Consider the following 14,068-nt stretch of genomic DNA (forward strand, 5'->3'; position numbering starts at 1 on the left):
TAACAACTTATCAACATAATTTTGTGGACAACTCTTGATTTTTGTGGATAAGTTTAGAAAAAACACCTTTGTGTCATGTGGATAAAAAACTTGTCATAAAGGTTAAAAGCTATAAAAATGTAGGTTTTACCTTATTTCTACACCATAATGCACATACTTATCCACAAACTATTAACAAAACATACATTTCTGTGGATAAGCTATGGTAAATAGTCCACATTATTAATTCAATGTACTACATTAATGAAAAATTTTCAGGAATAAGAGAATTTCATGATAGAATTTAGGTGTAAGCATTAGTATAATAGTGTTAATATGTAAAATATCCTTAAGAGAAATTTAGGATACCTTGCACAGGAGATATTATAAGGAGTTGATTTTCATGAGCATTGCTGATAAGCAATATTTAGATTTAGTGAAAGATATATTAGATAATGGATATTATGAAACAGAGAATAGAACAGGAATACCTACTTATAAATTACCTCACAAGATTATGCAGTTTAATCTTGAAAAAGAGTTTCCAATACTAACTACAAAGTTTGTAGCTTTTAAAACTGCTGTAAAGGAACTTTTGTGGATATATAAAGATCAATCCAATGATGTAAAAAAGCTTAATGAGCAAAATGTGCATATTTGGGATGAATGGGTGAAGGAAGATGGAACTATAGGAACATCCTATGGGTGGGTAGTTAAAGAATATAATCAAATAGATAAACTAATTGAAGGTTTAAAAAATGATCCCCAAGGAAGAAGGCATATAATGAGCCTTTGGCAAATACCTCATTTAGATGGGGGATCACTATACCCTTGTGCTTTTATGACCATGTGGGATGTTACAGATGGTAGATTAAACTGCATGTTAGTACAGCGTTCAGCAGATATTCCATTAGGAGTGCCCTTTAATATGACCCAATATGCTGTGTTGGCTCATCTTATAGCGAAAGTTACAGGTTTAAAACCAGGCTTATTTACCCACGTTATTAATAATGCTCATATATATGACAATCAAGTAGAGGGTATGAAGCTTCAGCTTACAAGAGAGAAGGAGGCTTATGAAGCTCCAAAGCTTTGGATAAATCCAGAAATAAATAATTTTTATGATTTTACCATAGAAGATATAAAGCTTATAGATTATAATCATCATCCATCTATAAAAATGGAGGTGGCAGTATAGATGTTAAGTGCAATTGTGGCTGTAGCTAATAATAATGCCATAGGAAAAGATAATGATCTTTTAGTTAGGATTCCAAGGGATTTAAAAAGGTTTAAGGATATAACTACAGGTCATACAATAATTCTTGGAAGAAAGAACTTTCAATCCCTTCCAAGGGTTTTGCCTAATAGACATCACATAATACTTACTAGAAATAGGAACTTTAAAATAGAAGATGAAAGAGTTACAGTTATACACTCTATAGAAGATTTAAAGCCTTATATGGAAGATTCAAAAGAGCATTTTGTAGTGGGTGGAGGAGAAATATATAAGCTTTTACTGCCTTACACAGACAAACTTTATATTACAAAAGTCTATGCGGATTTTGATGCAGATACATTTTTCCCTGATTTTAATGAAAAGCAATGGAAGGTTGTTTATAGGGAAAAGGGCATAAGAGATGAAGAAAACCCCTATGACTATGAATACCTAGATTATGAAAGAATTAAGTAAGATTAGAAGGCTTTTAAGGTAGTAAGAATCTATGCAAGTGGTATTTATGAGAATTTAAGATTGGAAAATTAGTCTATGTTGTAGAATTGTGTTTATAATATATCAATTTTAAAGGGGAGTCATTTTGATATACATCCTAAAGTTATACAGGGAAAATAAGAAATGTATAATAAAAAGGGGATTATATCATTTCTGACCCCCTTAATTAGTATTTTAAGAGCGTATGGATATAACGGTAAATGCTAATTATGCTTATTGGATTTAGCTGTGCTTTGACTTTTTTCTCCAGACAAATATAATTATTTCGCAAAGATTTGGAATGTTTTCAGTAAAATAGACATATAGAATGTACGATTTTTCTCAGATTTCTTAGAATTTCAATTAATTCATTCCTATGTATAATGGTTAAAATAATTTAAATATAAGTAACATACCTCAGATGCTTCCCCTACCCTGAAATTAGCTTTTTAAAAATTAAGAAGATGTTCTTAACTTTAGGTAATAATCTCTTTTGTATTCTTTAGATGATTTATATTCTACTGAAAACTCTCTTCTTTTTCCCATTTTTAAACACATGCTTCTCTATGTAGTTATTATACATACTTTTCTATGTGTCTATCAAATTAGGTATACTCCAATCAACAATAAGGTCACAAGCTATATTATATAAATAATCAGAAGCCATCTCTTTTTAGGGAGGGCTTTTGACTATTTAATAAGAGAAAAAATTTTATAGGTTAATAATTAGGAAAAAGTCAATAAGAAGAATAAAAAGGTAAAAGCATGTCCACAATTAAGATATAAATGATAAGGAGTGGATATGTTTATGGAATTAGTAATTAACTCAAGGGGAGCACATATTAGTAAAGTTGATGAACGATTTCAAGTTACGATAGATGGAGTTAAACAAGAGTTTTCAAGTAAAAAGGTAGAAAAAATATTAATAACAACATCTGCGTTAATAACAACAGATGCATTAAAGTTGGCAATAGAAAACAATATTGATGTTGTGTTTTTGGAGTATAGTGGAAAACCTTTTGCTAGGGTATGGCATTCAAAATTAGGTAGTATAACTACAATAAGAAGACATCAATTAAAATTAAATGAATTACCTATGGGAACAGAATTTGTTAAAGAATGGATTGATCAAAAAATAAGTAACCAAATAAATCATCTAAATAAGCTTAAATTAAATAGAAGTGATGAAAAAATTGAGTTGATAGATAAAGCTATTAAAGATATGGAAGATCACAAGTGTGCGTTATCCATGTTAAACAATGTACCTATAGATATTATAAGGGGAACAATGGAAGGACATGAGGGTTACTGTGCTAGAAGGTATTTTAGTACTTTGGGAGAGTTGATACCCGAGAAATATAAATTTAAGGGTAGAAGTAAAAACCCAGCTAGTGATCAATTTAATTGTATGCTTAATTATGCTTACGGAGTTCTTTATTCAAGGGTAGAAAGTTCGTGTATAATTGCAGGATTAGATCCATATATAGGAATAATGCATACGGATAATTACAATAGAACAGCTCTGGTTTTTGATCTTATAGAAATGTATAGAGGTTATATGGATGAGGTTGTTTTTAGCTTGTTTTCTAAGAGAAAAGTGAAACAAGATATGTTTGATAAGATAGAAGGTGGAGGGTATTGGCTAAATAAGTTAGGTAAACAAACATTAATAGAGGCTGTAAATGGTAGATTTGAAGAAAAAATTAAATATAAAGGCAGAGTTATAAGGCTTAATAATGTAATTCAATATGATTGTCATAACATTGCCAATAAAATTTTAAATGAGGTGATGTGATGCTTTATTGGGTAATGTATGATATTTCAGAGAATAAATCTAGAAATACAGCAGTTAAAGCATGCAAGAATAAAGGATTATATAGGGTTCAAAAGAGTATTTTTTTAGGTGAACTTAATAAAAATCAAAAAGATGAGCTTAAGATTATCATGGAAAGGTTAGTAAATGAAGGTACAGATTCTATATACATTTTTCCAACTAGTAAAGATTATATCTATGATACAGATATAATTGGCAATGGTTTTGATAGGGAGTTGATTAGTAATGAAATTATATCAAAATTCCTTTAGTGAATTTGAGGAGTATGTAAGACCTTCAGATATAATAGAATTTTTATATTGTCCTAGATTTATATACTTTATGAAGAACCTAGGAATAAGACAATATGAAGAAAATAGATTTAAGGTACAAATAGGAAGAGAAAAACATTTAGATAAGAAATCACAAAATGTGAAGCAAGTTAGAAAAAGAATAGGTGGAGTAAGCAAGGAGCAGGAGAAATATATAGTGTCTAAAAAGTATGGAATAAAAGGGATAGTAGATGAAATATATCTGCTAAATGATGGAACATATGCACCATTAGATTACAAATTTGCAGAGTATAAAGATAAAGATTTTGAAACTTATAAAACTCAGATGGCTATGTATGGGTTAGTTATTGAAGAGCTATATAAAGCTAAAGTAAATAAATTGTTTTTAGTATATTTAAGAAGTAAAAATTTACTTAAAGAGATTGAGTTTGATGATAAGTTAAAAAAGAAATCTATTAAATCTATTAATGATTATAAAAAGATTATAGATGGATATTATCCAAAAGCCACATCAAGTAAAGCCAGATGTATTGACTGTTGTTATAGAAATATATGTGAAAAATAATAAAAGGGAGATTTAATCTCCCTTTAACCTTGTTTTAATGGATTCTAATAAGAAATAGACATTACATTTCAAAACTTATTTTACTGTATTTATTAATATTTGACAATTATATGATAAAATATACATATAAAATATATTACTTATAAGATATAGATATTACTAAAGTATAAAATTTATAAAAATGAAGATAATAATAATGAAATTTAAATTAGGAGGTGAAAGAATGATAAATGCAATAAGAGATATTGGAGCATACTTAAGAGAAAATAATGGAATAACAGAAGTTGATATTGTAAGAAGTTTAGTTAACAAAATTGAAGGGGATACAGTAAAAGAAATTCTTCTTATAGATATTAAGGATAATGGTGAAATAGAAACACAAAGTGAAGAATTTTATGGAGATATAACTACTAAAGCGCTTTTTTATCAAGCAGGTAATGATGCTCAAGGGGGTGCTATGAGAGCAGATTTTTATAAAGATGATTCAAAGGAAATAGAAAAATTTGATAAGAAAATAAAGACCACATTAGCTTATTGTGATGTTGAAGATCATTATGATGAAGTTAGAGATATAATTTATCAAAAGATAAGGAGTCAAAATAAAAATTTTATAGTAGTAATATTATTAAATGGGAAATATCCATACGATTTATTGAAGGATAAATTTTTAGATAAAATGTATGCTACTAGATTTAAATCTATAGGTGGAAAACATATATGCCATTTTTGTGGAGAAAAAAAGGAGGTTTTTAATACTACAACTTATAAGTTTTATACCAATGATAAGGAAGTTTATGGTTCTATAGATGAAAAAGATAAATTTGGAGTAACTATGTGTAAAAACTGCTTGAATGATATTTTAATTGGGAAACAGTATATTGAAGATAAATTAACTACCTATTGGATTGATAAGAGTGTAATGTTTTTACCACATAATTTTAATGAACAAACAGAAGCAATGTATGAAAACAGCACAATTATTAATGAAGATAAGAAAAATTTTATATCTAATATATATGATGATGAAGAAATAGTTTTAGAGTTATTAGGCAAAGGAAATACAGAAACAGATATAATTTTCTTTGATAAGGATGGAAATAAAACATTTTATATACAGCATACAATAAAAAGTATGCTACCGTCCAGATTTAGCGAACTAGCTATTTTACTTAATAAATATGGCATTAAGTTATATAATATTATAAATTTTTCAACTGCTATTAAGGTAGGATTGAAAGGAATTGAAACTACTAATAAAGAGAAGCTTAGAATAGTAGATGCTATATTTTCAGGAAAAAGTATTCAAAGAAATACTTTTTTCACTAGAGCTATGATGGTTCATAAATATGAGTTTATAAATGGAAAAAATAAATTTACTATCAGTAATATAGGTAAAGTCTATAATTTCTTAGTTGATTGTGGATGCTTAGAGGGAGGATTTAAGGTTATGACCAAATATAGTGATTATAAAGAATTGTTCTTGGATAATCCAAGTTATTTTAATAGTAGTGAAAAGAAGGCATGGTTTTTAATTGGTATGGCCTATAATTATGTTAATTATATGATAAAAAAAGGCAACTCAACAGAAGAAGGAAAGTTAGCAGATAGAAGTTCCTTAGATAAAAATTTCTTTTTTGCAAGAAGGTTTGACTTTAAGGACTTTATATATTTTAGCAATTTACTAAGTGATAAAATGATAAAATATAGAATTTCATCAGTATGGATTAAAGATATGCTTACAGAATCAAAAGAGTTAATGGCTAATCCTAATGGTAAGTTAAGTTCAGATGAAGCTAAATATATATTTTTTTGGGGAATGGATAGTTACTTTAAAAAAGACGGAGAGAGTACATCTAATGTAGATACTGATATAAATGAACAAATACAAGAAACTGGGGAGGAAATCTAAAATGGCTAATACAAGAGAATTTTTATTATTTACAGATTGTACTATGGCAAATGCTAATGGTGATATGATAAATGAAAATAGACCTAGATATGATGAAAGCACAGGAAAACTAGAGATGTCTGATGTTAGGATAAAAAGATATTTTAGAGAAGAAGCAGATGATAGAGGATTAAAAGTATTTGTTAGAGCAACTAAAGATGATAAAGATAAGTATCTAGATTGTAAAGGAGTAGCAAATAAAATAATATTAGATAATTTCGTAAAGGATGAAACAGACAAAAAAAAAGTAAAGGAGTTAACGGAAAAAGGTAAATTAGGGTTGGAATCATTATTAAAATCAGATTATATAGATGTTAAATTATTTGGAGCAGTTGTGACAGAACCTAAATTTAATATAACCGGACCACTTCAAGTTATGTGGAGTAAAAGTATACATGAGGCTGAAATAAAATTTGCACAAGGAACAGCATCATTTACGTCAGGTGAAGGTAAAGTACAAGGAACAATATGGTCAAAATACTATACTCCTTATGCATTATTTAGAACATATATGGTATATAATGATCAATGTGCAAAAAGACAAGGTATAAAAGTAACTGACGAAGAATTAGAAGACTTTAAGGATATATTATTATCTGGTATTAGAAACTATAAAAGTACATCAAAAAATCAAATGCCTAGAATATTAGTTGAAGTAATATATAATAAAAATTATATAGACGGTGAGCTTGATTATGTAGATGTAAAATATGATAAAGAAGATTTGGCATTAAGAGGAATAGATGAATTTACTTTTGATTTTTTAAACTTAAAAAGATTTGTAGATTTGCATAAAGATGTTATTAAAAAAGTAAATATATATATTCATCCGAAAGTAAAAGTTGAAAATATATCAGAAGAATTTAATCTTATATACATGTAGAAAGCTTTGAGGTGTGTATAATGAAGGCTTTAAGTTTTAGAGCATCTGGAGATTTTGCAAGGTTTAGGTGTCCTTACACAACAACTTCTGCATTAACCTACACTGTTATGCATCCTATAGCTATAAAAGGTCTTATAGGTGCAATAATGGGAATAGATTATGAAGATTTATATGAGTATACTAAGGAAATGAAGATAGGAATTGAAGTATTAAAACCTATAAAAAAAGATACACAAAGCTTTAATTTAGTGCCACAAATTAAAAATAATGGCTCACCTACATTTCCGTCAAGAATAGAGTTTTTAAGAGATGTATGTTATAGAATTTATGTTATAGATTCAGATGAAAAATTAAATGAAATAAAAAGGGTGTTAGTAAATAGAAGTTATACATTTACCCCCTATTTAGGTGCTAGTGAACATATAGCAAAGTTGCAATTTGAAGGTATAGAAGAAGTAAATAATGTATCACAAGAAATTGGATTAGTTAATTGTACAATACCTAAAGAGCAAATTATATTGGAGAAGAATCAGGATGTGCAACTTTGTCTTGATAGAATTCCAGTAAAAAATGAAAAAACTCGAGAATATGTTAAATATGAAAAAGTTGTATTTGTACCAGGAGGAAGCATGGTTGCACAATTAAATTATGTTTTAAAGGTGGGTGACTCTAATGTGTACTTCTTTTAAATTAAAATCTCATATATTTGCTAACAGTAAAGGTGATCAACTTCTAGTTGACCACCTAACTGGTGTTGCAGAAATAGCTTTGAATACTACAAAATATAATGGTGTTATAAATGATGAGTTAGAAGAAGTGGTAAAAACCATAGGGCTATGCCATGACTTTGGAAAGGCAAGTTCTTATTTCCAAGAGTATTTGCAAGGAAGATATTACGGGGAACTGAAACAACATGGTGAAATATCGGCTTATTTTACTTATTATATGCTACCTGGTTGTTGGAAGATGTTGGGCTTTATATGTGTGAAGCGACATCATGGTAACATAGATATTGATAATAGTTTTTTTAGTACTGATAATGAAAAAAATCTTAAAGATATAAGTGAAGATATAAGAAAAAATATAGATGAGTTACAAGTTATATATAATAAGGATTTAAAAGAATTCTTTGATAAAATGAAAGATGGAAGTCTTATTAAAGAAGTAAAGTTAAGTTATATAAAAAGAGCAGCAGTTATAAAAAAGAAATCTATAAAAGAACAAGAAGAAGAGTTTATATGGCTTCAATATTTATGGTCATTGTTATTGACAGGAGATAAAACTCAATTAATCACAGGAAATACATTTAAAAATAAGGGGATATTTACTGATAAGTTTACTAAAAGGTATAAAAATAAATTAAGAGAGGATTTAATAAATAAAATTCCTAATATAGAAAAATCACTATTATTTAATATTAGAGATGATATATATAATAACACTATAGATTCAATAAATAATATAGATTTGGATAAGGATAGGATATTGTCTATTAATGTACCAACAGGAACAGGTAAAACCATATCTGCCTATGGTGCAGCATTTAGGTTAAGCGAAAGATTAATAGATGAGAAGATGATAATACCTAATATAATTTATAATATTCCTTTTATGAGTGTTATAGACCAAAACTATGATGTATTAGAAGAAATAATAAACTTGAATAATGTTGATGTAACAAGTGATTTAATACTAAAACATCATTCTATGTCACCAATAGAGTATAGGGATAGTGAAGAGAAAGAATACAGAAATTATGATGCAAGATTTTTGGTAGATAACTGGCAAAGCACAGTTATAACCACAACATTTGTTCAATTGTTTAATACTATGTTTAAATCAGGTTTGAATGCAATAATGCATAGATTCCATAAACTTGCTGGATCAATAATAATATTAGATGAGGTTCAAGCGATACCACCTAAGTATTATCCAATAGTTGAAGATTTATTTAGTATATTATGTGATAAATTTAATTGTTACGTTATAACAGTAACAGCAACTAAACCTTTATTTTTACAAGGAAAAGAATTAGTTAAGAATAATGATGTTATATTTAATAAAATGAATAGAATAATATTTGAAAATCATACTGAAAATATGTTAAATTTAGATGATTTTAAAGAGATATTAATTAATGATATAGAGGAAAATAAAAATAAAAGTTTTCTTATAATATTAAACACTGTAAAGTCAACTTTAGATGTATTTGATTTTTTAAAAGAAGAATTAAATGGAACTAGGAAAATAATATATTTAAGTACAGAAATTATTCCAGAGGTAAGATTAAAGATAATAAAAGAAATCAAAAGTAGCAAAGAAAAATATATATTAGTATCAACGCAGTTAATTGAAGCTGGGGTAGATTTAGACTTTGATGTTGTATACAGAGATATAGCACCAATGGATTGTATAAATCAATCAGCAGGAAGAGCTAATAGAAATGGAGTTAATGGTAAAGGGATAGTTAAGATTTATAGGTTAATAGGTGAAAGTCAAAAAACATTTGCTTCACATATTTATTCAGGACCACTATTAGAAGCTACGTTGAAAATACTAGATGGTAGAGAAAAAATTGAAGAAAGTGAATTGTGGGAAATTAACAATATGTATTTCTCAAAGTTAAGAGAAGTGACCAAAAATAAAAGTTTGCAAGAATATACAGAATACTGTGAAAATATAAAAGCATTAAGATTACAAAGCATTAGAAAGTTGGAATTAATAGAAGAAAATAAGAATAAAATAGATGTTATTATTAGATATAACAGTGAATCAGAAGATTGTATAAAAATAATTGAGAACAGTGAAGATTATGAAGATCAACAAATTGTGAATGCTTGGAGAACACTAAATAAATATAGAATAGCTGTAAATAAAAATGATGTGATAGATATGGTACATGAGATAAAGGGAAGCAATTTTTTAAATAAAGAAGATTACGATAAAAATAGGGGAATAATAAGAAGAAGTACTACTTGTATTTAAGGAGGGAATTTATTGAAACTAAAAGTTTGTAGAGTAATGTTTGATGATATGAAACTAACTCCAAGACATGGGGAAAAAATAAGAGGATATTTGGGAAATAAATATAGTGGGAATAATCTTCTACATAATCATGAAGAAGATAAATTTATATATAGATATCCTCTAGTACAGTATAAGGTATTATCAAAAATTCCGATTATTATAGGAATTAATGAAGGGGCAAATACTGTAGCTAATATAGGAATTAATAATGATGAATTAGTACTTGATGGTATTAAATATGACACATTTCAAAAAGAAATAATTAAACATGAATTTGAATTTGGGTGTGAAGATGATTATATTGAGTATAATTTTTTAACTCCTTGGATATCGTTAAGTCAAAAAAATATTGAAGCTTACAGAAGGGGCAATAAAATAGAGCAGGAAGAAATATTAAAGAAAATTTTAATAGGAAATATTATTTCTATGTCAAAGGGAATAGACTATACTGTGGATAAAAGAATTAACTGTTGGGTTAATTTAAAAGAAAAAGAAGTTATGCTAAAAGGTATTAAGCATATAGCATTCATAGGGAATTTTAAAGTGAACTTTAATATTCCAAACTATTTTGGTATTGGTAAATCTGTATCAAGAGGATTTGGAACCATAGAAAGAGTATAAAATATAGTGGAATTTTAAGAAGTAGACAAGTGATAAGTTTTTTAACGTTGATAAATCAATAGGCTTTAGGGTATACTAAGTATGTAATGTGGACAGAAATAGGAACTTTTTAGATTATAAAAGTATGATTAATGAAACTTTTAAACTTGTCTTTAAAATGCTATAAAGCGCACTAACTCTATAAAGTTTAAGAAATTGCTATATTAGAAACTAATCCATTAAAACAAGGATTGAAACGTATTTTTTCAATTATTAAACCTCCAACACTAACAGATATTAGAAACTAATCCATTAAAACAAGGATTGAAACTCTTTAGATGTTTCCCACGCAACACAGTTTCTTGCATATTAGAAACTAATCCATTAAAACAAGGATTGAAACGGTTCTCCAGTTATAACTATGTGTACCATTTCTAAAATATTAGAAACTAATCCATTAAAACAAGGATTGAAACTATTTCTCCACACTCCTATGTTGCACCACTGTGCTATATTAGAAACTAATCCATTAAAACAAGGATTGAAACGTATAGTTAACCTTATAACCTTCGTGTATTTCACAATATTAGAAACTAATCCATTAAAACAAGGATTGAAACTGTTTAAAAGAACGTCTAGAAGAAGTGGTGGCAACATATTAGAAACTAATCCATTAAAACAAGGATTGAAACGCTTGTAAGTTTATATTGCCTAGCTTGGCTCTGCTCATATTAGAAACTAATCCATTAAAACAAGGATTGAAACGCTAATATTTCGCCTTCTTCTCTATCTGTTATAGCATATTAGAAACTAATCCATTAAAACAAGGATTGAAACTTGGAGCAATCCCAGTTAAAGAAAGCAAGATTTATAATATTAGAAACTAATCCATTAAAACAAGGATTGAAACATTGGGATAGTTAAAAAATAACCCAGTGTGGGAGTATATTAGAAACTAATCCATTAAAACAAGGATTGAAACGGGTTGACAGTTAGAGAGTTGTCTGAGAAATCCAATATATTAGAAACTAATCCATTAAAACAAGGATTGAAACAAAACTAGAATGGATGCAAATGAGGCTTTGTTTGTATATTAGAAACTAATCCATTAAAACAAGGATTGAAACTCAATGATGGTAAAGCGGGAACTCCAGATGTGGTGCATATTAGAAACTAATCCATTAAAACAAGGATTGAAACAAGCAGAAGATACTATTAGCGGACAAGAGGCTAGAGATATTAGAAACTAATCCATTAAAACAAGGATTGAAACAACATAAGATATAAGAAGGTGGTTTTATGACCAATCATATTAGAAACTAATCCATTAAAACAAGGATTGAAACATGTACTAATCCAGAAAATACAAGTAGCGGCTGAATATATTAGAAACTAATCCATTAAAACAAGGATTGAAACGATCGGTAGCATTATAAGAATCCTCGCTTGTCCAAATATTAGAAACTAATCCATTAAAACAAGGATTGAAACTTTTGCCTTTTTTATTACCTAAAAGAGAATATGAGGATATTAGAAACTAATCCATTAAAACAAGGATTGAAACCATTTTTGAAAATAAAATCGTGGCTATGGGTGATGATATTAGAAACTAATCCATTAAAACAAGGATTGAAACCACAGCAAATAATTTCTTTCATTTTTTCCTCTTAAATATTAGAAACTAATCCATTAAAACAAGGATTGAAACCTATTCTTGAAACTCATTTTTAAATATGATAAACATATTAGAAACTAATCCATTAAAACAAGGATTGAAACAACGCTTTGTAGTACACTTTACTTATTAAAGGTACTATATTAGAAACTAATCCATTAAAACAAGGATTGAAACTATGGTTTGATTACTGACATAGTACAATTGATAAACATATTAGAAACTAATCCATTAAAACAAGGATTGAAACTAAATAAGGACATTCGAATACTCCTTGGCTGTAGTATATTAGAAACTAATCCATTAAAACAAGGATTGAAACCAAAGATTGTCTCTTTATAAAAGCTTTTACTTCAGGATATTAGAAACTAATCCATTAAAACAAGGATTGAAACTACAATCTATATGGAAATACACAGCCTGAAAATACCATATTAGAAACTAATCCATTAAAACAAGGATTGAAACTTTGGAAGTGCAGAAGCAGGTAAGGCGGCTTTAATTATATTAGAAACTAATCCATTAAAACAAGGATTGAAACCTAATATAAGTTTCACCAATAATAATTTTATGCTTCTATATTAGAAACTAATCCATTAAAACAAGGATTGAAACAAACAAAGGATTTAAACTTAGCATGGTTATTATATCAATATTAGAAACTAATCCATTAAAACAAGGATTGAAACTATTTTTTAACTGTTTAGTAGAAAAAAATTATATGAATATTAGAAACTAATCCATTAAAACAAGGATTGAAACCAAGACAGTAAAGGTACTAGGAGCTTCAGATAATAATATTAGAAACTAATCCATTAAAACAAGGATTGAAACCAAGTTCCATTTTCCGTAACAGCATACTTTATACTATATTAGAAACTAATCCATTAAAACAAGGATTGAAACAAAGGATTTTCGGAAGATATTAAATACTCAAATAGCTATATTAGAAACTAATCCATTAAAACAAGGATTGAAACACGCTTCCACAAGGTTAAGATATGTCTTATATTGCATATTAGAAACTAATCCATTAAAACAAGGATTGAAACAGGGGGAATAAGTTTGTTTGGGGATAGATTAAGAGAATATTAAAAACTAATCCATTAAAACAAGGATTGAAACCCTCCAGGCACTTGTTGTAGTCCAAATAAGCTGTCATATTAGAAACTAATCCATTAAAACAAGGATTGAAACACACAAGGTATATTTTAATATTCTTATATTTTTTTGATATTAGAAACTAATCCATTAAAACAAGGATTGAAACATATTACTATTGAATCATTTATAACCTCAAATATATATTAGAAACTAATCCATTATCTCAACCTAGTTTGTTTTTTTATTTTCTCTTTGCATAACAGGCCGCCTTTTACTTTATTACTTGTTATTCTATACTATGGAGTTATTAAATTGTAGGCATCAATTTTTTTACGGTTACGTATTAGTTGTGTAAGACTGTAGATGAATACAGTAGGAAATACCAGAATTAGGTTCTTTAAGGGTTAGGGCTCATGATTTTTAATAAATAATTGATGAAGGAAAAACTCCTATTGTAGGTGAGAGAAACCTAA

General features: G+C 27.8%; 10 protein-coding genes and 1 CRISPR repeat array. All 10 genes read left to right on the top strand.

Features of this window, described 5'->3' with window-relative positions; translation table 11 throughout:
* The first annotated feature begins 382 nt into the window (after positions 1-382).
* The 10 genes from KQI89_RS16030 (at position 383) to KQI89_RS16075 (ending at position 10,837) form a co-directional block, all read left to right on the top strand.
* Positions 383-1,177, top strand: coding sequence for a thymidylate synthase (locus tag KQI89_RS16030; protein WP_032123168.1), 795 nt, complete (start codon positions 383-385; stop codon positions 1,175-1,177).
* A complete protein-coding gene (locus tag KQI89_RS16035; protein WP_032123167.1) occupies positions 1,178-1,669 on the top strand; it encodes a dihydrofolate reductase in 492 nt (163 codons plus the stop codon). It begins immediately after the preceding gene.
* Positions 1,670-2,495: 826 nt separating this feature from the next.
* On the top strand, positions 2,496-3,482 hold the full coding sequence (gene cas1 / locus KQI89_RS16040) for a CRISPR-associated endonuclease Cas1 (RefSeq protein ID WP_216457939.1): 987 nt from the start codon (positions 2,496-2,498) through the stop codon (positions 3,480-3,482).
* Complete coding sequence (gene cas2 / locus KQI89_RS16045) at positions 3,482-3,772, top strand: CRISPR-associated endonuclease Cas2 (protein WP_216457940.1); 291 nt, start codon at positions 3,482-3,484, stop codon at positions 3,770-3,772. Before cas1 ends, cas2 begins: the two co-directional genes overlap by 1 nt.
* A complete protein-coding gene (gene cas4, locus KQI89_RS16050; RefSeq protein WP_216457941.1) occupies positions 3,747-4,358 on the top strand; it encodes a CRISPR-associated protein Cas4 in 612 nt (203 codons plus the stop codon). The genes cas2 and cas4 overlap by 26 nt, the downstream gene beginning before the upstream one ends.
* Positions 4,359-4,581: 223 nt before the next feature.
* A complete protein-coding gene (locus tag KQI89_RS16055) occupies positions 4,582-6,267 on the top strand; it encodes a TIGR02556 family CRISPR-associated protein (protein ID WP_216457942.1) in 1,686 nt (561 codons plus the stop codon).
* Position 6,268: 1 nt separating this feature from the next.
* Entirely contained in the window at positions 6,269-7,189 is a 921-nt protein-coding gene (gene cas7b, locus KQI89_RS16060; protein ID WP_216457943.1) for a type I-B CRISPR-associated protein Cas7/Csh2, read from the top strand.
* Positions 7,190-7,209: 20 nt separating this feature from the next.
* A complete protein-coding gene (gene cas5b, locus KQI89_RS16065; protein ID WP_216457944.1) occupies positions 7,210-7,878 on the top strand; it encodes a type I-B CRISPR-associated protein Cas5b in 669 nt (222 codons plus the stop codon).
* Positions 7,862-10,174, top strand: a complete 2,313-nt coding sequence (gene cas3 / locus KQI89_RS16070) for a CRISPR-associated helicase Cas3' (RefSeq protein ID WP_216457945.1) — start codon at positions 7,862-7,864, stop codon at positions 10,172-10,174. Before cas5b ends, cas3 begins: the two co-directional genes overlap by 17 nt.
* A gap of 12 nt (positions 10,175-10,186) precedes the next feature.
* Positions 10,187-10,837 carry a CRISPR-associated endonuclease Cas6 gene (locus KQI89_RS16075; protein WP_216457946.1) on the top strand — a complete coding sequence of 217 codons (651 nt, stop codon included), beginning with the start codon at positions 10,187-10,189 and terminating at the stop codon, positions 10,835-10,837.
* Positions 10,838-11,037: 200 nt separating this feature from the next.
* Positions 11,038-13,761: direct repeats of the CRISPR family, unit length 37 nt; unit sequence ATATTAGAAACTAATCCATTAAAACAAGGATTGAAAC.
* Positions 13,762-14,068: the final 307 nt, after the last annotated feature.

The sequence above is a fragment of the Clostridium simiarum genome, assembly GCF_018919175.1.
Classification (GTDB): Bacteria; Bacillota; Clostridia; order Clostridiales; family Clostridiaceae; genus Clostridium_L; species Clostridium_L simiarum.

Bases quoted from the DNA above. Each gene is read 5' to 3' on its own strand.
- KQI89_RS16030 (WP_032123168.1), top strand. From the start codon at position 383: ATGAGCATTGCTGATAAGCAATATTTAGATTTAGTGAAAGATATATTA.
- KQI89_RS16035 (WP_032123167.1), top strand. From the start codon at position 1,178: ATGTTAAGTGCAATTGTGGCTGTAGCTAATAATAATGCCATAGGAAAA.
- cas1 (WP_216457939.1), top strand. From the start codon at position 2,496: ATGGAATTAGTAATTAACTCAAGGGGAGCACATATTAGTAAAGTTGAT.
- cas2 (WP_216457940.1), top strand. From the start codon at position 3,482: ATGCTTTATTGGGTAATGTATGATATTTCAGAGAATAAATCTAGAAAT.
- cas4 (WP_216457941.1), top strand. From the start codon at position 3,747: ATGAAATTATATCAAAATTCCTTTAGTGAATTTGAGGAGTATGTAAGA.
- KQI89_RS16055 (WP_216457942.1), top strand. From the start codon at position 4,582: ATGATAAATGCAATAAGAGATATTGGAGCATACTTAAGAGAAAATAAT.
- cas7b (WP_216457943.1), top strand. From the start codon at position 6,269: ATGGCTAATACAAGAGAATTTTTATTATTTACAGATTGTACTATGGCA.
- cas5b (WP_216457944.1), top strand. From the start codon at position 7,210: ATGAAGGCTTTAAGTTTTAGAGCATCTGGAGATTTTGCAAGGTTTAGG.
- cas3 (WP_216457945.1), top strand. From the start codon at position 7,862: ATGTGTACTTCTTTTAAATTAAAATCTCATATATTTGCTAACAGTAAA.